Below are 20777 nucleotides of genomic sequence, written 5' to 3' on the forward strand. Positions count from 1 at the left end.
GGATCTTTGACAATGCCGCAGTTCTTTATTGACCGCCCGATCTTCGCCTGGGTGGTCGCCCTGTTTATCCTGCTGGCCGGCTTGCTGGCCATCCCGCAGTTGCCGGTGGCCCAGTACCCCAACGTCGCGCCGCCGAAGGTGGAAATCTACGCGGTGTACCCGGGCGCCTCGGCCCAGACCCTGGATGAAAGTGTGGTCAGCCTGATCGAGCAGGAGCTCAACGGTGCCGATCACCTGCTGTATTTCGAATCCCAGAGCAGCCTCGGCTCGGCAACGATTACCGCCACGTTCCAGCCCGGCACCCACCCGGAAATGGCCCAGGTCGATGTGCAAAACCGCCTCAAGGCGGTGGAGCCGCGCCTGCCCCAGGCCGTGACCCAGCAGGGTTTGCAGGTGGAGAAAGTTTCCGCCGGCTTCCTGCTGCTGGTGACCCTCACCTCCAACGACGGCAAGCTCGACGACGTGGCGCTCAGCGATTACCTGGCGCGCAACGTGATGAACGAGCTCAAGCGCCTGGACGGGGTCGGCAAAGCCCAGTTGTACGGTGCCGAACGCGCCATGCGCATCTGGATCGACCCGCAGAAACTGATCGGCTTCAACCTCACGCCGGCCGACGTGAATGCGGCGATCAGCGCACAGAACGCCCAGGTTTCGGCCGGCAGTATCGGTGACTTGCCGGGAACCAGGACCCAGGAAATCACCGCCGCGATCCTGGTCAAGGGCCAGCTGTCCACGCCGGCGGAATTCGCCGATATCGTGCTCAAGGCCAACCCGGACGGCTCCACCGTGCGCATCGGCGATGTGGCGCGGGTAGAAGTGGGCAGCCAGGAATACCAGTTCTCCACGCGCCTGAACGGCAAGCCGTCCACCGCCGTCAGCGTGCAGCTGGCACCGGGCGCAAATGCGCTGAACACCGCGACCCTGGTGCGGGCGAAGATGGATGAACTGTCGCGCTATTTCCCGGCCAATGTGGAGTACAAGATCCCGTACGACACCTCGCCGTTCGTCAAGGTCTCGATCACCAAGGTGGTCTATACCCTGCTCGAAGCGATGGCGCTGGTGTTTGCGGTGATGTTCCTGTTCCTGCAGAACGTGCGCTACACCCTGATCCCGACGCTGGTGGTGCCGATCGCGCTGATGGGCACCTTCGCCACCATGCTGTTGCTGGGCTTCTCGATCAACGTGCTGACCATGTTCGGCATGGTGCTGGCCATCGGTATCCTGGTGGATGACGCCATCGTGGTGGTGGAGAACGTCGAACGGATCATGGTCACCGAGGGCCTGTCGCCCAAGGAGGCGACGAAGAAAGCCATGGGCCAGATCACCGGCGCCATCGTCGGCATTACCCTGGTGCTGGTCGCGGTATTCCTGCCGATGGCGTTCATGGCCGGCTCGGTGGGGGTGATCTACCAGCAGTTCTCGCTGTCGATGGCCACCTCGATCCTGTTCTCGGCCTTCCTCGCCTTGACCTTGACCCCAGCCCTGTGCGCCACGCTGCTCAAGCCGATTGCCAAGGGCGAGCACCATGCCAAGGGCGGGTTCTTTGGCTGGTTCAACAAGCGCTTCGAGCAGCTCACCGACCGTTACGAAGGCTGGGTCGCCTATGCCCTCAAGCGCAGCGGCCGTTACCTGCTGATCTACCTGGTGCTGTTGGTGGGCCTGGGGCTGATGTTCAGCCGCCTGCCCTCCTCGTTCCTGCCGGTGGAAGACCAGGGCTACACCATCACCGACATCCAGCTGCCGCCCGGCGCGAGCAAGAACCGCACGGTGCAGGTGGCCGAACAGATCGAAGCGCATAACGCCGGCGAGCCTGGGGTGGGCGACACCACCATGATCATGGGCTTCAGCTTCTCCGGTTCCGGGCAAAACGCGGCGTTGGCGTTTACCACGCTCAAGGATTGGTCGCAACGCGGCAGCGATGACTCCGCCGCCTCGATTGCCGACCGCGCCAACATGGCCTTCAGCGAGCTCAAGGACGCGATCGCCTATGCGGTCCTGCCGCCTCCCGTGGATGGCCTGGGCACCTCCAGCGGTTTCGAGTTCCGCCTGCAGGACCGCGGCGGTGTAGGCCACGCAGCCTTGATGGCGGCACGTACCGAACTGCTCGACGCCGCCGGAAAAAGCCCGATCCTGGCCAACGTGCGCGAAAGCGCCCTGGCCGAGGCGCCGCAAGTGCAGTTGGAGGTCGACCGCAAACAGGCCAACGCGCTGGGCGTCTCGTTTGCGGATGTGGGCAATGTGCTGTCTTCGGCCATCGGTTCGGCCTATATCAACGACTTCCCCAACCAGGGCCGCATGCAGCGCGTGGTGGTGCAGGCTGAAGGTGACCAGCGCAGCCAGGTGGCGGATTTGATGAAGATCCACGTTCGCAACAAGGATGGAAAGATGGTACCGCTGTCGGCGTTTGTCGAAGCCAAATGGACCCAGGGCCCGGCGCAACTGACGCGGTATAACGGCTACCCTGCCATCGCCATTTCCGGCGAGGCCGCACCCGGCCACAGCACCGGCGAGGCGATGGAGGAAATCCAGCGCCTGGTCAGCCAATTGCCGGCAGGCCTGGGCCAGGAGTGGACTGGGTTGTCGCTGCAGGAACGTTTGTCCGGCTCACAGGCGCCGATACTGTTGGGGCTGTCGCTGCTGATCGTGTTCCTGTGCCTGGCGGCGCTGTATGAAAGCTGGTCGATCCCGACGTCGGTGTTGCTGGTGGTGCCGTTGGGCGTGCTCGGCGCGGTGCTGGCGGTGACCTTGCGGGGCATGCCCAACGATGTGTTTTTCAAGGTCGGCCTGATCACCATCATCGGCTTGTCGGCGAAGAACGCGATCCTGATCATCGAGTTCGCCAAGGACCTGTATGACCAGGGCGAAGACCTGATCGACGCCACCCTGAAAGCCGCACGACTCCGGTTGCGCCCGATCATCATGACGTCGCTGGCGTTTATCCTCGGCGTGGTGCCCTTGGCGATTGCCACCGGTGCCAGTTCGGCGAGCCAGCAGGCGATTGGTACCGGGGTAATCGGCGGGATGATCACCGCGACCCTGGCGGTGGTATTTGTGCCGGTGTTCTTTGTGGTGGTCATGAAGCTGGTGCGCAAAAAGCGCTAAGGCTTTTTGGGGGACACTGTAACGGTGGCGGGCCCGCTTGCCACAACAAAAATGCGCTAAGGTGCTCACAGGTAACCATCTGTGAGCTGCCATGCCTTTTCTAGCCCGTACCCACCCTCGCCTCTCCGCCGCCGCTGTGCTCGGCCTTGCCGTCGGCATCCTGGCGCCGGCCGACACCCTCGCCAGCAAAATCCTCATCGGCTGGAACGCCGGGGTCTGGACCTACCTGGTACTGATGCTGTGGTTGACCAGCCGTGCCAGGGCCGACGATGTGAAGCGCATCGCCGAAATCGAGGACGAAAACGCCGGGCTGGTGCTGTTCACGGTGTGCATCGCCGCCATCGCGAGCCTCGCCACCATCACCTTCGAACTGGTGGGCAGCAAAGACCTGGCCACTTCCGAGCGCCTGCTGCACTACGGGTTTACCGGGCTGACGGTGATCGGTTCATGGCTGTTGATCGGGGTGATTTTCAGCGTGCATTACGCCCGCCTGTATTACACCTGGAACGGCAAGGAACCGGCGTTGCGTTTTGCCGAAGGACTGTTGACGCCGAACTACTGGGACTTCCTGTATTTCTCCTTCACCATCGGCGTGGCGGTGCAAACCTCTGACGTCGGCGTCGCCACCCGCGGCATGCGCAAGGTAGTGCTGGGGCAATCGCTGATCGGTTTTCTGTTCAATACGGCGATCCTGGGGTTCTCGATCAACATCGCCGCCGGGCTGTTCGGCTAGGCTGCACAAACCTTCTAGACGCCCTGGTGCCGTTGGGCGCTAATACCCTTACACATTCCGTCCCGGTGTTTTATGGCTGCGCATAATTGGATCGATCTGTCCCAGGACGCCGACACCGGCATCGAGACCCTGCGCGCGCATTTCGAGGGTCACGCCTATGACCCCCACTGGCATGACAGCTATCTGGTCGGCGTCACCGAACAAGGCGTGCAGCAGTTCAACTGTCGCCGCGCCCGCCACAACAGCGTGCCCGGCCAGGTGTTCCTGGTGGAGCCCGGTGAATTGCATGACGGCGACGCGCCCACGCCGGACGGCTTTACCTACCACATGCTGTACCTCGACCCGCAGTGGCTGGCGCGAGAAGTGAGTGCGGTGTTCGAAGAGGCGCCGCCCCATAGTCAATTGAGCTTCGCCACCACCTTGACCAGCGACCCGCGCCTGGCCCTGGTCACCAGCCAGGCCTTCCAGACGCTGCACAGCGGCGAACTGCGCATCGTGCGCCAGCGCGCCATGGACCAATTGCTCGAACACCTCACCGGCCAACTGTATTGGCGCAGCCGTTACCGTGAAGACCCACGCCTGCCGCAGGTGGCTCACAAGGCCCGGGAGTACCTGCACGCCCACCTGCATCACGATGTCGGCATGGGCGAACTGGCCCTGGCCTGTGGCGTCGACCGTTTCCGCCTGAGCCGCGCGTTCAAGAGCGCCTTTGGGTTGCCGCCCCACGCTTACCTGGTGCAATTGCGCCTGGCCCGCGCCCGGCACGCATTGGCCAGGGGCGAGCAACCGGCCGACGTAGCGATGGCCCTGGGTTTTGCCGATCAAAGTCACCTGGGCCGCTGGTTCGTGCGCGCCTATGGACTGACACCGGCGGCCTACCGCAAGCGCTGCTCAAACCTTCCAGACAGGTAAGCCACAGGCTTGTGAAGATGGACAGCCCTGATCTGTTCATTGGAGTCCGCCTGTATGCCATCCACCTTCCTGCCCTTCCTGTTATTCGCCTTCGTTGCCTCCATCACCCCCGGGCCCACCAATATCCTCGTACTCAGCAACAGCGCGCGTCATGGGCTGCGGGCAGCCGTACCGATCATCCTCGGGGCGTGCGCCGGTGCGGCGGGGATCGTGCTGGCGGTCGGTTCAGGCATCGGCGAATCACTGGTCCATCTGCCGCAAGTGCAAACCGCCATGCAATGGATCGGTATCGCCTGGCTGAGTTACCTCGCCTGGCAGATATTCAGCGCGCCGGCCCAGGCCATTGACACCGATGCCCCACAGAAACGCCTGGGCCTGCTCGGTGCGGCCAGCCTGCAACTGGTCAATCCGAAGACGTGGCTGATGGCGTTGGCGGTGGTCAGTGTGTTTGCCGGGCAGGGAGAGGGGCGTGAGGCGCGGGTGTTGGCCTTGTCCCTGGTGTTTTTTGCGGTTTCTCTGCCATGTCTTGGGATGTGGGCGTTGCTGGGCGCAGGCTCCGCCCGCTTAGTGGGGTCGGCCAAGGCCATGCAACGCTTCAATCGATGCATGGCGATCCTATTGCTGGCGTCTGCCTGGCTGGGGATGTGGCACCCGGCGTAGACAACCGACGAATGGCACGGGGAACCTGTTAGTTCTGACAGTTGTGCGTTCGGCGCAGATGGCGCTGAATTGAGTCGCACACCACAGCAACCCATTTAAAGGGCGCGGGGGTTGATTCATGTCAGAACAACCGATGATCAATAATCTGGTTCTAAATGGCACCTTCGCCAGGCACGGGACCTCCTGGACCGCCACGGCCACCGCTCCAGGCCGGGTGGATTTTTCACGTCAACACTGCATCATCACTGCCACGGGACGCGCGGAACAGGAGGTGCCTGCTTCCGGCGGCACCTCCTACACCTTCAGTGCCTATACGTTGATTACCCATGAGGGTGCCGGTTCTGCCCGGCTGACATTTCGACCGTCGGATACAAGTGAATCCATCGGGCTGACGGGGAACCACGGCTGGACCCACCGAACGATCACATTCAACACCCCCGCAGGCACGACCGGTATCACCGTACAACTGATCGGTGACGCCGGGGATGTGTGGTTCGATAACGTCAGGCTGGTGGAAGATGAAGGCACCGTCATCCCCATCGAACTGATCCGCAATGGTGATTTCGCCGAAAACGGCAAGGATTGGAGTATCACGGAAATTCCTCCTGGATCTGTCTCGATCCATGACAACAGGTGCCAGGCAACCCTGGGTGGATTCATTGAGCAGGTGATTACCGTCACACCAGGACAAACCTACGATTTTTCCATTGAGGCAATGACCCCCTCAGGCGGTCATGGATTCGCAATATTCGAGCTCACACCGGACAGCGTGCAGCAAATAGAACTTCGCGGCGGCGGCGGCTGGGACACTTACACTCACTCGTTGACCATTCCGGAAGGAATACCGGAGTTCACGCTACGGATTCTGGGCGAGACCGCCCTCGTGGTCGACAACCTGTCCCTGAAATTATTCACCGCCTCAGCAAACACACCCAATTAGCGCGCTCATCACACACACGGGTACAACCCATCGCAGGAGAACTCAATCATGACCACTGCAACCGTACGAAAAGCTAAATCCGAAGAAACGACTAAGCAATATTTTCAAGGCGTGATCGGCGATAAGACTTTCAAGGCAGACTTTATTGAGCATGAATGGAAAAACAACTTTTGGCTGACTGAAGGCGCCATGAAAATCCCACCGGGTGAAACATCGAGACAAAGGGTGATTTTCAAATACCACAGCGAAGACTTGCCGTCCGGTCGTCATTCAATTCCAGACACCCAATCCCCCTCTCGATACTCGGTGATTCTCTTGACCGTCAACGACACGCCCGGCCCGGCTTATGAGGCACACCAGGGTAACATCGAGTTTTTTCACGACCCGAACGACAGTACTGTCAACGGCGCACTCGACGTTGACCTCCTGGATATCCACGGCAACGAAATAAATATGCAAATCCTGTTCAACACAAAAAAGACCTCAGATGAGTCCTGACAAAACGCCCCGGATCCGGGGCGTTTTGTTAAACCTGTTTAAAGCGTACCGCCACTGTCGGATTACCAGTTATAGCGCACGCCGACATTCGCCCCCCACGGTTGATCAACATGCTTGCCCTGGCCGTAGTCGAAGTCGGCATGCACCTGCAGGTTCTGGGACAACGAGACCGAGAACCCCGCTCCCACTTCGATGCGGGAACCTGAGAGGTTATTGTCGAATGTCTGGTTGTTGACCATGACTTTGTTGTTCTTGACAAATTCATGGGCCACGCCGGCGCGCAAGTACGGCTGAAGCACGCTGCCATCGTCCAGTACGAAGTCACGCCCCACCGTTACGCCCAACTTGCCCAGTACCGAGTCGGTGTGATCGTTCTTGGCTTTCAGGCCGTTGTCCAGGCGATAACTCTTGCCTTGTACCGTCACCACGGAGGCCTGGGCGAACGGTTCGACAAAGAAGTCGTCGTCGAGTTTGATATGACGACCGACCTCCACGGACGCACCCAGCGCATTGGTGCTGTAGTTACCTTTGGTTTGCTTGCCGTCACTCAAACCGACCTTGGCATTGTTGTTCAGGCGGTTGGCCTTGACCACCCCATCCAAGTAATACCCGCTCTCTTCATCCAGCCAGGTGGCATACAGGCCCGCATAGTAACTCTGCACCGTACCCGAGGTACCCCGGCTGAGATCCAGGTCGGAAGTACTGTGACCGGCCATCACCCCCAGCAACCATTGCCCGTCGCCTACCGGTGTATCGGCACCCAGAGAGAAACCGCGCTGGTTTTGATCGTAGGCTCCGCCGTCCCCACCGCTGATTTCGTACTTATTGCCGTAGGCACGCAGCCAACCGCCGGCTTCGACACCGCTATAGCGAAGGTCTCCCATGCGGCTGCGCAGGGAGGTCATTTCGCCATACCACACGGTCGGCGCCGTATTGAACAACGCCAGTACCGAGCGGGTACCTGGGCTGACGGTACGATTGTTCGGGTCGAGGAACCAATCGTTGCCTTCCTGCTTGAGTCCATAAGACCAGGCCCCAACGTCCACCGCCCCGCCCAGCAACTCGAACTGCGCGTCACCGCCACCGGTATGGACGATATGCACCGCGCCAGGATTGCCGGGCTCTGCACCGCTACTGGCGAGCAACAGGCCATGATGACCGGTGGCCTCACCGCTGATATTCAAAAAGTCAGTCAGGCCCCGGGCAAAATCAGTGCCCATCGCAAAGGTGCCCTGGCCCGACAGGCGCTCCAGGTCCAACCGATAAAAAGCGTCATCGTCGCCGAACTTGACCACGCCGTCGGCCAGTCTCAGATCGCCGACCTGACTATGGCCGGTCATGATCCACAGGGACTCATCACCTACTTCCAGGGATGAAACGTTCTCCATGCGGCCGATCAATGAGGCCCGATCATTAAGCTTGAGATGAGCCTGGCTGCCGGACTCGACAATGACGTCACCTTGAAGCCAGCTGTTCTCGACCCTCATGTTCGCCGTGGAGTTGCCTTTTACTTCCAGCAAATGGCCATTGCCGCCGGTAAGGGTCGAGCCATTGCGTACCACAATATCCGCCACGGCGCCCTGGCCCCTGGCCCCCTGTACCAGCAGCGCAGCACCGGTGACGCCGGTCACGTGGGTTTGGTCCAGAAGCAGCGTATTGGCCCCCGGCGCATATCGGTCATAAGACATTTCCACGCCGTTGCGCCCACCAGTGATGTTGCTTTGATAGGCACGCGCCGTGGCGCTCTGCAGGCTCAACCCGAAACTGTCCGCGCCGGTACCGACTACCTGGCTATTTACGGTTTCCAGCAGGCTACCGCCGGTAACGGCGGCACCACCGGTTGCGCCCACGATGACACTGCCGTTTGCGGTTGCCGTGGACGCCTGGGTTGAGGTGGTAAATTTACCGACCACCATCCCATGGTAGTCAGCACTGGAAATCACACTGTCGTTGATCTGTGCTGTGCTGCTGAGCAAAGTGATGCCGGTCTGGAACGCGCCGGAAGCGGTGACGCGACTGGCGCCTACATTCACATTCGAGCCGCCTTGGGCGACGACAGTGCCCATGATCAAGCTGTTCTGGCTGACATTCAGGCTCGAAGCATTGGCATAAACGTCCAGTGTCCGTCCGTCTATTACGTTGAGCGTGGCATTTTGCAGCTCAAACGTATCGATATAGGCGTCATGGTCAATGGTTTCAGTGCCATTCTCGATGAGCCTGGCATGGGCCCCAGGTGCCAGAAACAATAACGTTACAACAGACGGCACCTGCATCATTGCAACTAACGGTTTTAACTTGAAAAACGAATTGATATTCACAACACACCACTCATTCAACAGACATTCCGCGACGGAACGGTTCGGCCTATTTCCAGAGGGTTGGAGCCAGGCCACTCAAGGCCGCAAAACTACAGATTGGAATTACCTGCATATGTAGGACTAATCCCAATCTATCTGTATGAATGAATGCTTGCCCCATGAGCGCATGGGTATCTACACAACTTCCAGTGAATACGGAATCTATGGCAATTAGGCTTCTGTGGTGAGCGGGCTTGCCCATGAGCGTGTGCACTGGGATATTGGAACCGAGGGGTGCGCAAACACCCCCCGTAGACTTTTTAGGCCACGCCATCCTCTTGGGTGGTAGGGGGTTGATTTTCGCAGAACACGCCATTCAAGTCCGTGAACCGAGTGCGGGTCCACGCTCTCACGGAGGGTTGCTCTCCCTCTCCGGGGATGGGAACGAAGTAGTGAAAGTCCGCCGAGTTCCGGACCGCTGGCCGTATGACAGCATAGGGGACAGTTATAGTGAATCCGTTGGCCACCATGTCTGGCGTCAATGGCGGCGAGTGGATCGTCGTGGTCTCGCCCAGCTGGCTATCGCCGGTGATATCGCTGAACACCCGCACCTCACAGCGGATCACCATAAACTCCCTGAAGTAAGTCATATTTCCGGGAACCCTGACAGTGCCCGCAAACGTCGTGCGATTGAGATCGGTACACGACCAGAATGTGGTCGCCTTGGAAAAGGTTGCCGGCTCCAGTACGACCTTATTGGCATTGACAACCACCGGCTGTGGCGCAGAGCGCTGGATGTTGTCGTTGGTCGCCCACTCCAGCGTGTAGAAGACGTTGACTGTACCGTTACCGACAGCACGAATTATCGACCAGGGTACGCTCATTGAAACCGTATCCCCCGGTCCTTCGGTCGTGATCGGCACAACGTCGAACGCATATTCAAAACTGCCCCAATACCCCCTCAGCACCGTGCCTGGCGCCGGAATAGGCGTGTCCCACAGTACGATTTCAACCGTAGCTTCCTTCTCGAAGTCATCTTCGGTCAGCTGGTTTTCCGCGTCTGGATCAGAGCCGTAGACCAGCACGGGATTGAGCAGCGGATTCTCCGGGTCGGTTCCAGGCGTGGGACCTGGCGCGGAAAAATCAATTTTGATGTCATGGGTAGGCGCATCGAATGGACTGCCGTTACGGTCGATAAAATAATCAATTGAGGTATCCAGTTCACCTGTGTTCGTACCGTAATGGGCCAGAAGCGCGGTCCTGCTGACGGGAAGCATTAACGGAAAGGGCAGATAAAAATTAACCGCGAAACGCTGTGGCGGCTGGCTACCGAGCGTCAGTTCGATTACATCGATCGTCGGCAGATTGTTGGCATATTCGCGAATAGCGACGTAAACCCCGGTCGGCTCATAAAGGTCCTCCAAGTCAAGCAGGCCATCATCAGGCAGAAGCGCCAAAGGTACATACGCTTCCAAGGGCTCTGGTTCAGCGGTCAGATTCAACTTAACGCGCGCAGGGGCTGAGTCTTTGCTGATGTTGCCGGCGAGATCGATCAATTGGTAAAACAGGTAGTTGAGTCCCGCGCGGTTGCCGATAATCAACGCCCACGGCACGGTAAAACTCAACGCGGCGGTTATGGGATAGGTGTCAATCGGCTCAGACAATTGTGAAGAGAAGTCGGGAGAAAAATACACGGCGATGCTAACGCCCAACTCGGCACCACCCGGAGCATCCGGAAAGGTGCACACCATACCGTCCGGGTTGTCTTCAATATGTTGCTCAGTGATTTCATCTGTCAAATAGCCCGGAAAACTGGGCGCAGGCGGATAGTTGGGGCGTAGAGGCTCGGTTCGGTCGACCTCCAAGGGCGCCCCCACCATCAGCGGCGTGGGGGATGCGCCTTCATAAAGGATGTAGCCGATCTCATGCTGCCCTTCCGTCAACCGGGAGACAGGCATGTCCCGGATAAAGGGTTCGTCAATAGGCTGGCGATCAGGGAATAAGGGGGTTCGAAACTGCACGCTATACATCGCCGCCCCCCAATTCGTGGAGCCTTTGCCGCGCATATGTATGTCGAGTCGGGTGGTTGCCGGATCAAGATCTTCTTCCTCCGCCAACTCTGAAATATCAAACGTTACAGGAAGCGGTTTTCTCGCATTGATCTCCAAAATCAACCCGTTTTCATTCAGGGAGTCAAAGGTAGGCAGAGGCAGCGCCAAGCCCCCTGCTCTACGCCGGGACAAGAGTTCTTTATTAACCTCGCGCGATTGAATGGCAGCCTTCTGCTTTTTACTTAACGTTGTCATCTGTATTCTCCTTTTGCACTTGAAGTCACTCTTACAGCCGGATAAACCATTGCCTCACATGACACTCATCAAGTCGCACAGCTGCTTCATCGCCACCACCAAACGCCGCAATTTATATCAGCCATCACTTTAAAGTGCCCTACACTACTTGCCCGCCGAATCCTCTCCGTCCGGACCGCAGTAACTCCCTCCTGAGTACTTCTGGTCAATCTTCGCGTAGCGTTCCCTTGACGAGCCTATGATTCTTTTCTTACGCCACAAGGTATACGTGACGCCCACCGAACTCCCCGGACTGTTGGGGTGCGGTGACCTGATCGGTTTGATTTTTTCTTCATAGTTGGATTGCTTGAACGTATATCCCTCTTGGGCCTGCTGCTCCGTCAAGCGGTGCGTCAGGGTGTCCGCAGTCAATGTTATGGCCTTGCCACCGCCTCCGAACTCTTCATAGCCCTGCCATGTCACAACAAGATCATCGTCTTTCCTGAAGGCGCCCTCAGGAAGAATCCGAATGGGAATGTGGTCCCACATCGCCGGGCTGGAGCCACAGTTAATAAACATGTTGTCATTGGCGCTGGGGTACTCGACACGCTGAAAGACCAAGGGAGGCACTACATCGACATTGACTTCAGTAAAGTTGGAAAGCTGTTCATTAACGCCATTAAATGTCGTGTAGTACACCTGCATCTTTTCATCATTGCCGGCACCGACAATAACTTCCCACGGAATATCACTGAACTCCACGCGCACGCCCTCTGCATCACCCTTATCGGTATCGACGACATAACGCGCAATCGGGTTATCCATGTTGGGAAAATCCCCCCAATACAATTCCAATACTTCGCCGGTGCGCGGGTGGTGATACAGCGGGACACTGGCATACACGCGCTTGCCCTTGTCACGACTATCAATGTGGTTTTCAGTCATGGAGCCTTCACCCCATACCGTTACCCTGGGCAGGTTAAGGTTGAGCAGTGCGGGGGCATCGAGATGGTCCTGCCCGGCGACTCTGAAGTCCCAGCGGATCAATGCCGGCGGGCTGGGCGGGGTGGGCGTGTCGCTACCGGACCGGGTAATGGTGTAAGTGGCCACGCCTTCTGCGAGTCCCAGGCCATCCTCTATCAACCTGGGCCACGGGATGACGACATCGAAAGGCAACTCGGGGACGGACTGGCGGGTAAGCACGGTTTTTCCCCATCGGACTGTGACCCGGTCACCGGCTTGCCAATTGTCGTATTGCACCTTGGCGACTACGCCGATCCGAGCGTCATGCCGATTGATCAGGCCGCTCGCCATCGCAGGAATGACAAGGGGCTGCAAATCAGACGGAACCGCCGACAACTGGACTTCCACAGGCGACTGCTCAGACCTGGGGCCGCGGTTGCTGGAGCGGTCCTGAAGCCGGATATGAACGTACTGAGTACCGTTGGGGTACAGGCGAAACAAATCCCCAGGCACAGGGAGGACAAGGGGCGTGTCTTCGAAGGGAAACTCTACATAGCCACTCGGCGCAGCGTCCGGTGGCGGGTTTTGGTCCGTAATCCAGTAATAGATCCTGTCCCAGGATCGACGACCGTTGTAGGGCGGCACTACCAGGTCAACGGTTGGATGCGTGGCCAGATAGCCTTCATCAATCAACCCCACCGGAAAAGCCGGGGACGGAGGGGTAACGTTATTGTTGGGTGGGCTCCGATCAAGCACCAGGGTCCGGAACTCCGACGTAGTCGGCAGACCGGTTTCATCAGTGATCCGATAAGCCAAGCGGACTGTGCCGTCGTTCTCCAGATAGTCTCGCGGCACACTGATCGGAAAAGGGAATGCCTTGGTAATCGGGCCATCCCACCGCTCCCGGAACGGCGGGACACCCTCACCGCCACTGCGCGACCAAACGATTTCGACAATATTGAACTCACCGGCTTGCGCAGCATCCTCCCACAGTTCCGGGATCACCACTTCCAGGTCGCTGTCGAGATATTGGTGAGGGATATACCCCTCCACGATCGGTGGGACAACATCGTCCAGAATGGGCACCCGAATATCGGCCAAGCGCAAAATGCCGTTATACAGCCGCCTACTTTCGGGGGTTTTATCAGCACTCATCGGAGCCTCCCGTCATACCCATGTCGCACACCGCCACGGCGCGTCTGGTATTCATTAAACGCTCAATGCCTGGCGTCGAATACTGTCAGAACTAACAGGTGGGTATCGCCACTTGTCGGATATCAAGCGATGCCGAGGGCATGAGACGCTTGACGAAATGAGCGAGTTGATGTCTTCTGAAACCGGTTTCAGCCTGCCAAGCCACGGCTGAAACCGACTCATCCAATAAGAAAGGCCTGCGACCGTGACTCCTTTTTCCGCCGCCCAGCGCACCCGCGTCACCATGCTCGACGTCGCCCAACACGCCGGCGTCTCCAAGGCCAGTGTGTCGCGCTTTATCGGCGACGACCGCGCCCTGCTCTCCGATGCCATCGCCCTGCGCATCGAACACGCCATCGAACAGCTCGGCTACCGCCCCAACCAGATGGCCCGCGGGCTGAAACGTGGCCGCACGCGCCTGATCGGCATGCTGGTGGCCGATATCCGCAACCCCTACTCCATTGCCGTGATGCACGGCGTCGAAACCGCCTGCCGCCGGCATGGCTACAGCCTGGTGGTGTGCAACACCGACCGCGATGACGAGCAGGAGCGCCAGCATTTGGCGGCGCTGCGCTCGTACAACATCGAAGGGCTGATCGTGAACACCCTCGGCCATCACCTCGACCAATTGCTGGAACTGCAGCGGGAAATGCCCCTGGTGCTGGTAGACCGCAAGGTCGAGCCGCTGCACAGCGACTTGGTGGGGCTGGATAACCCGGCGGCGGTGCGCATGGCGGTGGAACACCTGGAACAGCAGGGTTACCGCGATGTATTGCTGGTGAGCGAAGCCTGCGATGGCACCAGTTCACGGCAGGAGCGCCTGGACAGCTTCAAGAGCGAAATCGCCCGGCGCCCGGCGCTGACCGGCGCGGTGCTGGCGCTCGATGACGGGCTGGAACAACGCCTGCAAGCCTTTCTCGCCAAACCCGGGCCCAAGGCGGTGTTCTGTGCCAACGGCGTCGCCACACTGGCCTGCACCCGTGCGCTCAAGGCGCTGGACTGCAAGCTGTTCGACGACGTAGGGCTGATCGCCCTGGATGACCTGGACTGGTACCCGCTGGTGGGCAACGGCATCACCGCCCTCGCCCAACCCACCGAAGCGATTGGCGCCAGTGCGTTCGACTGCCTGCTCAAGCGCTTGCGCGGTGACACCGAACCGACCCGAACCCTGGACTTTTTGCCCCAGTTGATCATCCGAGGCTCAACCCAGCGCCCCTGCACGTAGCAGCTGCCGAGCCTTGGCGAGGCTGCGTCGGCGGCGTACCTGACACACCGCAAACGCAGCCTCGCCAAGGCTCGGCAGCTGCTAAGGCAGAGTCGATTAGATATTTAACGCAAAAAATGAAACCGGTTTCAGAGGTAAACAACAATGCACAAATACCCCGTCTCCATCAGCCTTTCCAGCTACGGCGCCGACCTGGTCCGCCAGCAAGGCCAATTGAGTTTTGTCGAATTGCTGGCCGCCGCCGGTGCCCGGCGCATCGAGTGGCGCGAAGAACTGCTGACCAGCGAGCAACCTGCACAACTGGCCCAGGCTGCCGCCGAGCAAGGCCTGGAGTGTGTGTTCTCATCGCCTCTGGAATTGTGGATCGCCGGCCGCGCCCAGCCGAATGCCGACCTCAACGCAACCCTGGACCGCGCCCAGGCCTTTGGTGCGCGCTGGCTGAAAGTCTCCCTCGGCTACTTCACCGACACCAACGACCTGGAAAGCCTGCACGCCCTGCTCGCCCGCCATCCGGTCAAGCTCTTGGTGGAAAACGACCAGACCCTGCACGGCGGGCGCATTGAGCCGATGCAGCGCTTCTTCACCGAGGTCGAACGCCTGGGCCTGCCGGTGAAGATGACCTTCGATATCGGCAACTGGCAGTGGCAGGACCAGTCCGCCCTGACCGCCGCGCGCCTGCTCGGCCGGCACGTCGACTATCTGCACTGCAAGGCCGTGGCCCGTCGCGCGGACGGCAAGCTGGTGGCGCTGCCGCCCGGCGCCACCGACCTGCATCTGTGGGAACAACTGCTCACGCACATGACTCAAGGCATTACACGGGCGGTGGAATTCCCGTTGCAGGGCGATGACCTGGCCGACGTCACCGCGCAACAGGTCGCAGCCCTCGCCCTCCTTGGCCAACCCCGTGGGGAGAATGCCCATGTCTGAGATCGATATCCTCTCGTTTGGCGAAACCATGGCGATGTTTGTCGCCGAGCAGACCGGCGACCTGGCCCAGGTGGCACAGTTTCACAAACGCATTGCCGGCGCCGACAGCAATGTCGCCATCGGCCTGTCGCGCCTGGGCTTCAACGTCGCCTGGCTGAGCCGGGTGGGCAATGATTCCCTCGGGCGTTTTGTGGTCGACACGCTGAAAAAAGAAGGCCTGGATTGCCGGCACGTGGCGGTCGACCCGGCGCACCCCACCGGCTTTCAACTCAAGTCCCGCGAAGAAGCCGGCGATGACCCGCAGGTGGAGTATTTCCGCAAGGGCTCGGCCGCCAGCCATTTGTCCACTGCGGCCATCAGCCCGGCGCTGTTGCAGGCCCGCCATCTGCATGCCACCGGCATTCCGCCGGCCTTGTCCGAGGCCACCCGCGAGCTGTCCCGCGAGTTGATGACACAGATGCGCAAAGCCGGTGGCAGCGTGTCGTTCGACCCAAACCTGCGTCCGTCGCTGTGGACCAGCCAGGAACAGATGATCCGCGAAATCAACGCCCTCGCCGGTCTCGCCGACTGGGTCCTGCCGGGCCTGGGCGAAGGCCGTCTGCTCACCGGTTTCGACGACCCGGCGGATATCGCCGCCTTCTACCTCAACCAAGGCGCCGAAGCCGTGGCGATCAAGCTCGGCCCGGACGGCGCCTACTTCCGCACCCAGCTGGACCAGGGCTTTGTCGCCGCCGTGCGCGTGGACAAGGTGGTGGACACCGTCGGCGCCGGCGATGGGTTTGCGGTGGGCATGATCAGCGCCCTGCTGGAAAACCTCAGCTTCCCCGAGGCGGTACAACGGGGTAACTGGATCGGCAGCCGCGCCGTGCAAAGCCGCGGCGATATGGAAGGCTTGCCTACCCGCTCCGAATTACCCACCCGATCCGTCGCTTGACCCACACCCTGTTGCCACAACTACAACAAGCTCAGGAGCAACCTTATGGACACCGTGAAACTCGCCACCCGCCGTTGGTGGTACATCATGCCCATCGTCTTTATCACCTATAGCCTGGCGTATCTGGACCGCGCCAATTACGGCTTTGCCGCCGCCTCCGGGATGGCCGAGGACCTGATGATCACCCCCGGTATGTCGTCATTGCTGGGTGCACTGTTTTTCCTTGGCTACTTCTTCTTCCAGGTGCCGGGTGCGATCTACGCGCAGAAGCGCAGCGTCAAGAAGCTGATTTTCGTCAGCCTGATCCTCTGGGGCGGGTTGGCCACCCTGACCGGCGTGGTGTCCAACGCCTACATGCTGATCGTCATTCGCTTCATGCTCGGCGTGGTCGAGGCCGCCGTGATGCCGGCGATGCTGGTGTACCTGTGTCACTGGTTCACCCGTGCCGAGCGCTCGCGGGCCAACACCTTCCTGATCCTCGGCAATCCGGTGACCATGCTGTGGATGTCGGTGGTGTCCGGCTACCTGGTGCAGCATTTCAGCTGGCGCTGGATGTTTATCATCGAAGGCCTGCCGGCGGTGCTGTGGGCGTTTATCTGGTGGAAACTGGCGGATGAAAAACCCGCAGATGCCAAGTGGCTGAGCGAACAGCACAAAAAAGACCTGGAAAGCGCGCTGGCCGCCGAACAGGTCGGTATCAAGGCGGTGAAGAATTACGCCGAAGCGTTCCGTTCGCCCAAGGTGATCATCCTGGCGCTGCAGTTTTTCTGCTGGAGCATCGGCGTGTACGGCTTCGTCTTGTGGCTGCCGTCGATCCTCAAGAAAGGCCTGCAGATGGACATGGTCGAAGCCGGCTGGCTCTCGGCCCTGCCCTATCTCGCTGCCGTGATCGCCATGCTGGCGGTGTCGTGGGGCTCGGACAAACTGCAAAAGCGCAAACGCTTCGTATGGCCGCCACTGCTGGTTGCCTCCATCGCGTTCTATGCCTCCTACGCCCTGGGCGCCGAACATTTCTGGTGGTCCTACACCCTGCTGGTCATTGCCGGAGCCTGCATGTATGCGCCGTACGGACCGTTTTTTGCCATCGTCCCGGAAATCCTCCCCGCCAACGTCGCCGGTGGCGCCATGGCGCTGATCAACAGCATGGGCGCCCTCGGCTCGTTCGGCGGCTCCTACCTGGTGGGCTACCTCAATAGCAGCACCGGCTCGCCCGGCGCCTCGTACCTGCTGATGAGCGGCGCGCTGATGCTGTCGGTGGTGCTGACGATTTTCCTCAAGCCCGGCGCCAGTGACCGTGAACGCGCGCCCATCTCGACCCTCGAATTGAAGGTGAAAACCCCATGAAAAAGTCTGTGGTTCTGTACAAGAAGCTCTCCGCACCGTTAATGGCGCGCCTGCATGAACAGTGCGACGTCACCCTGATAGACGCACTGGACGAGACTGGCCTGGCCAAGCTGCGCGATGCACTGCCCAACGCCCACGGCCTGCTCGGTGCCAGCCTGCGCCTGGATGCCGGGTTGCTGGATCTCGCACCGCAACTGGAGGCCGCGGCCAGCGTGTCCGTGGGGGTCGACAACTACGATATCGACTACCTGACCCGGCGCGGCATCCTGCTCAGCAACACCCCGGACGTGCTCACCGAAACCACCGCCGATACCGGCTTCGCGCTGATCCTGGCCACCGCCCGGCGTGTAGTGGAGCTGGCCGACATGGTGCGCGCCGGCCAGTGGAACAAGAATATCGGCCCCTCACACTTCGGCAGCGACGTGCATGGCAAGACCCTGGGCATCATCGGCATGGGCCGCATCGGCGAAGCCTTGGCCCAGCGCGGGCATTTCGGTTTTGGCATGCCAGTGATCTACCACAGCCATTCGCCCAAGCCGGCGGTGGAACAGCGCTTTGGCGCGCAGTACCGCAGCCTTAACGATTTGCTGCAACAGGCCGATTTTGTCTGCCTGACCCTGCCGCTCACGGCTGAAACCGAAAAGCTGATCGGCGCCGAACAATTTGCGCGGATGGGCCCGGAGACGATCTTTATCAATATCTCGCGGGGCAAGGTGGTGGACGAGGCCGCGCTGGTGGAGGCCTTGCAGCAACGTACGATTCGGGCGGCGGGGTTGGATGTGTTCGAAAAGGAACCGCTTGATCACGGCTCACCGTTGCTGCGTCTGAACAACGTCGTGGCGACGCCACATATCGGCTCGGCGACCCATGAGACGCGGGAGGCGATGGCCAAGTGTGCGGTGGACAATCTGTTGCAGGCGTTGGCGGGTGAAAAACCGAAGAACCTGGTCAACCCAGGGGCTTGGAAACAATAAACACATGTGGGAGGGGCGGTGCGACGATTCGACTTGCCCCCTCCCACATTTTTGCCAGTATTCCAAATACTTAGATAACGAACCTCGCCACCATCCCATTCAAATCCACCGCCAGGCGCGACAGCTCGTGGCTGGCGGCACTGGTCTGGTTGGCCCCCGCCGCCGACTGGGTGGCCAGGTCGCGGATGTTGACCAGGTTGCGGTCCACTTCGCGGGAGACCTGGGCCTGTTCTTCCGACGCGCTGGCGATCACCAGGTTGCGTTCGTTGATCAGGCTGATGGACTGGGTGATCTGCTCCAGGGCCACGCCGGCGGCGCGGGCCATTTCCAGGGTGTCCTGGGTGCGCTGGTTGCTCTGTTGCATCGACTGCACCGCTTCACCGGTACCGTTCTGGATGCCGGCGACCATCTTCTCGATTTCCTGGGTCGACTGCGCCGTGCGATGGGCCAGCGCCCGCACCTCATCCGCTACCACCGCAAAGCCGCGGCCGGCTTCACCGGCGCGGGCCGCTTCGATGGCGGCGTTGAGCGCCAGCAGGTTGGTCTGTTCGGCAATCGCGCGGATCACGTCCAGCACCTTGCCGATGTCACGGCCCTGGGTGGCCAGGCCTTCGATCATCGCGGCAGTGTTTTGGACGTCCTGGGTCATGGTCTGGATCGCGCCAACGGTTTCCATCACCCGGTCGCGACCTGACCGCGCGGCCTGGTTGGACTGGTTGGAGGCCTCGGAGGTGGACACTGCATTGCGCGCCACTTCTTCCACCGCCGCGGTCATCTCGTTGACCGCCGTGGCGGCCTGATCGATTTCATTGTTCTGTTGCTGCAGGCCCCGGGACGCTTCCTCGGTCACGGCGCTCAACTCTGTCGCCGCCGAGGCCAGTTGCGTGGCCGAACCGGCAATGTGCTGGATGGTCTGGCGCAGGTTGGTTTGCATGGTCGACAGGGCGTTGATCAGGCGCGCGGGTTCATCGTTGCCATTATCTTCAACGACGCTGGTCAGGTTGCCACCGGCGATGGTTTCAGCCACCTGAACGGCTTTGCGCAACGGCGTGACAATGCTGCGGGTCAGCAGCCAGGCCAACAGCACCGTGAGCAGTGCAGCGCTGACCGAGACCACGATAATCCCGGTGATGGCGCTGGTGTAACTGTGCCCTGCCGCGTCGCTGGCTTGCTTGGCGTTGGCGGCATTGATCGCAATCAGCTTGTTCAACTGCTCGCCCATCTGGTCGGTGCCTTCCTTGATCCGGGTATTGATCAGGGTCCGCATCTGCTCGACGTCGCCTTGCTTGGACAGCGCCAGCATGTCCGCCTGGGCCTTGAAGTAGTTATCCAGGGTGCTGACAAACGTCTTGTACAACGCCGCTTCCTCCGTACCGGCGGGTAATGCCGCGTAGCCGGTCTGGGCCGTCTTGACCTTGTCGACCAGCACGCCGATGCGGGTTTCGGCTTCCTGCAGGCCGGCCGGCTCGCGGTTGACCAGCACCCGAAATGACAGGATACGCATGCGCAGGACGTTCTCCGTCATCTGGGCCAGGTACGTCACGCTGGGCAGCTGGTTGCTGCTCATGTCCACCGAGGCCTGGCGGATCAACGTCATGCGGTTGGCCGCAAACCCGCCCAACACCACCACTAACAGGGCGATGAAGGCGAAACCGAGGGAAGCGCGAGGGGCGATATTCAGGTGACGGAGCGACATAAGGGCGATCTCGAAATATAGAGTGGCGGCGCGCGTCCATGCCACGAAACGATCAGCCAGCGTCAACGCACTGCCTGACACCGGCCATCACTG

The 20777-nt window shown here is 60.3% G+C and carries 15 protein-coding genes; 11 read left to right on the plus strand and 4 right to left on the minus strand.

Features of this window, described 5'->3' with window-relative positions:
- The first annotated feature begins 12 nt into the window (after positions 1-12).
- From V3W40_RS27070 to V3W40_RS27095, 6 genes are all read left to right on the plus strand, one after another.
- Positions 13-3102 carry an efflux RND transporter permease subunit gene (locus V3W40_RS27070; protein WP_330216016.1) on the plus strand — a complete coding sequence of 1030 codons (3090 nt, stop codon included), beginning with the start codon at positions 13-15 and terminating at the stop codon, positions 3100-3102.
- Between the two features lie 91 nt (positions 3103-3193).
- Positions 3194-3835, plus strand: coding sequence for a DUF1345 domain-containing protein (locus V3W40_RS27075; RefSeq protein WP_053135146.1), 642 nt, complete (start codon positions 3194-3196; stop codon positions 3833-3835).
- Between the two features lie 72 nt (positions 3836-3907).
- Complete coding sequence (locus V3W40_RS27080) at positions 3908-4747, plus strand: AraC family transcriptional regulator (RefSeq protein ID WP_330216017.1); 840 nt, start codon at positions 3908-3910, stop codon at positions 4745-4747.
- Positions 4748-4801: 54 nt separating this feature from the next.
- Positions 4802-5407 (plus strand): LysE family translocator, encoded by a 606-nt coding sequence (locus V3W40_RS27085; RefSeq protein WP_330216018.1) that lies wholly within the window; start codon positions 4802-4804, stop codon positions 5405-5407.
- Positions 5408-5525: 118 nt separating this feature from the next.
- Entirely contained in the window at positions 5526-6347 is an 822-nt protein-coding gene (locus V3W40_RS27090) for a hypothetical protein (RefSeq protein ID WP_330216019.1), read from the plus strand.
- A gap of 48 nt (positions 6348-6395) precedes the next feature.
- Positions 6396-6845 (plus strand): hypothetical protein, encoded by a 450-nt coding sequence (locus V3W40_RS27095; RefSeq protein ID WP_330216020.1) that lies wholly within the window; start codon positions 6396-6398, stop codon positions 6843-6845.
- Between the two features lie 62 nt (positions 6846-6907).
- On the opposite strand, the gene V3W40_RS27100 is transcribed toward V3W40_RS27095, so the two are convergent.
- The 3 genes from V3W40_RS27100 to V3W40_RS27110 all read right to left on the minus strand — a co-directional run bounded on the left by V3W40_RS27100 (position 6908) and on the right by V3W40_RS27110 (position 13545).
- On the minus strand, positions 6908-9118 hold the full coding sequence (locus V3W40_RS27100; RefSeq protein WP_330216068.1) for an autotransporter outer membrane beta-barrel domain-containing protein: 2211 nt from the start codon (positions 9116-9118) through the stop codon (positions 6908-6910).
- A 344-nt stretch (positions 9119-9462) separates the two neighbouring features.
- Positions 9463-11448, minus strand: a complete 1986-nt coding sequence (locus V3W40_RS27105) for a hypothetical protein (RefSeq protein WP_330216021.1) — start codon at positions 11446-11448, stop codon at positions 9463-9465.
- 144 nt (positions 11449-11592) lie between these two features.
- Complete coding sequence (locus V3W40_RS27110) at positions 11593-13545, minus strand: hypothetical protein (protein ID WP_330216022.1); 1953 nt, start codon at positions 13543-13545, stop codon at positions 11593-11595.
- A gap of 244 nt (positions 13546-13789) precedes the next feature.
- Between V3W40_RS27110 and V3W40_RS27115 the strand changes: the two genes are divergently transcribed.
- The 5 genes from V3W40_RS27115 (at position 13790) to V3W40_RS27135 (ending at position 18988) form a co-directional block, all read left to right on the plus strand.
- Positions 13790-14809: a LacI family DNA-binding transcriptional regulator gene (locus V3W40_RS27115; protein WP_065927871.1), complete on the plus strand. Its 1020-nt coding sequence runs from the start codon at positions 13790-13792 to the stop codon at positions 14807-14809.
- A 144-nt stretch (positions 14810-14953) separates the two neighbouring features.
- On the plus strand, positions 14954-15736 hold the full coding sequence (locus V3W40_RS27120; protein ID WP_137212432.1) for a sugar phosphate isomerase/epimerase family protein: 783 nt from the start codon (positions 14954-14956) through the stop codon (positions 15734-15736).
- A complete protein-coding gene (locus tag V3W40_RS27125) occupies positions 15729-16670 on the plus strand; it encodes a sugar kinase (RefSeq protein WP_330216023.1) in 942 nt (313 codons plus the stop codon). Before V3W40_RS27120 ends, V3W40_RS27125 begins: the two co-directional genes overlap by 8 nt.
- A 45-nt stretch (positions 16671-16715) precedes the next feature.
- On the plus strand, positions 16716-18014 hold the full coding sequence (locus tag V3W40_RS27130) for an MFS transporter (protein WP_065927874.1): 1299 nt from the start codon (positions 16716-16718) through the stop codon (positions 18012-18014).
- Positions 18011-18988 carry an NAD(P)-dependent oxidoreductase gene (locus V3W40_RS27135; RefSeq protein ID WP_330216024.1) on the plus strand — a complete coding sequence of 326 codons (978 nt, stop codon included), beginning with the start codon at positions 18011-18013 and terminating at the stop codon, positions 18986-18988. The genes V3W40_RS27130 and V3W40_RS27135 overlap by 4 nt, the downstream gene beginning before the upstream one ends.
- A 70-nt stretch (positions 18989-19058) precedes the next feature.
- Here V3W40_RS27135 and V3W40_RS27140 read toward each other — a convergent pair whose 3' ends face one another.
- Positions 19059-20684 carry a methyl-accepting chemotaxis protein gene (locus V3W40_RS27140; protein ID WP_330216025.1) on the minus strand — a complete coding sequence of 542 codons (1626 nt, stop codon included), beginning with the start codon at positions 20682-20684 and terminating at the stop codon, positions 19059-19061.
- Positions 20685-20777 lie beyond the last annotated feature (93 nt).

It is taken from the genome of Pseudomonas sp. AM8 (genome assembly GCF_036346475.1).
Lineage (GTDB): Bacteria > Pseudomonadota > Gammaproteobacteria > Pseudomonadales > Pseudomonadaceae > Aquipseudomonas > Aquipseudomonas marginalis.

Excerpts from the sequence above, each read along its gene's own strand:
- V3W40_RS27085 (WP_330216018.1), top strand. The coding sequence starts at position 4,802 with ATGCCATCCACCTTCCTGCCCTTCCTGTTATTCGCCTTCGTTGCCTCC.
- V3W40_RS27090 (WP_330216019.1), top strand. The coding sequence starts at position 5,526 with ATGTCAGAACAACCGATGATCAATAATCTGGTTCTAAATGGCACCTTC.
- V3W40_RS27110 (WP_330216022.1), bottom strand. The coding sequence starts at position 13,545 with ATGAGTGCTGATAAAACCCCCGAAAGTAGGCGGCTGTATAACGGCATT.
- V3W40_RS27100 (WP_330216068.1), bottom strand. The coding sequence starts at position 9,118 with ATGCAGGTGCCGTCTGTTGTAACGTTATTGTTTCTGGCACCTGGGGCC.
- V3W40_RS27075 (WP_053135146.1), top strand. The coding sequence starts at position 3,194 with ATGCCTTTTCTAGCCCGTACCCACCCTCGCCTCTCCGCCGCCGCTGTG.
- V3W40_RS27125 (WP_330216023.1), top strand. The coding sequence starts at position 15,729 with ATGTCTGAGATCGATATCCTCTCGTTTGGCGAAACCATGGCGATGTTT.
- V3W40_RS27070 (WP_330216016.1), top strand. The coding sequence starts at position 13 with ATGCCGCAGTTCTTTATTGACCGCCCGATCTTCGCCTGGGTGGTCGCC.
- V3W40_RS27095 (WP_330216020.1), top strand. The coding sequence starts at position 6,396 with ATGACCACTGCAACCGTACGAAAAGCTAAATCCGAAGAAACGACTAAG.
- V3W40_RS27120 (WP_137212432.1), top strand. The coding sequence starts at position 14,954 with ATGCACAAATACCCCGTCTCCATCAGCCTTTCCAGCTACGGCGCCGAC.
- V3W40_RS27105 (WP_330216021.1), bottom strand. The coding sequence starts at position 11,448 with ATGACAACGTTAAGTAAAAAGCAGAAGGCTGCCATTCAATCGCGCGAG.
- V3W40_RS27080 (WP_330216017.1), top strand. The coding sequence starts at position 3,908 with ATGGCTGCGCATAATTGGATCGATCTGTCCCAGGACGCCGACACCGGC.
- V3W40_RS27130 (WP_065927874.1), top strand. The coding sequence starts at position 16,716 with ATGGACACCGTGAAACTCGCCACCCGCCGTTGGTGGTACATCATGCCC.
- V3W40_RS27135 (WP_330216024.1), top strand. The coding sequence starts at position 18,011 with ATGAAAAAGTCTGTGGTTCTGTACAAGAAGCTCTCCGCACCGTTAATG.
- V3W40_RS27140 (WP_330216025.1), bottom strand. The coding sequence starts at position 20,684 with ATGTCGCTCCGTCACCTGAATATCGCCCCTCGCGCTTCCCTCGGTTTC.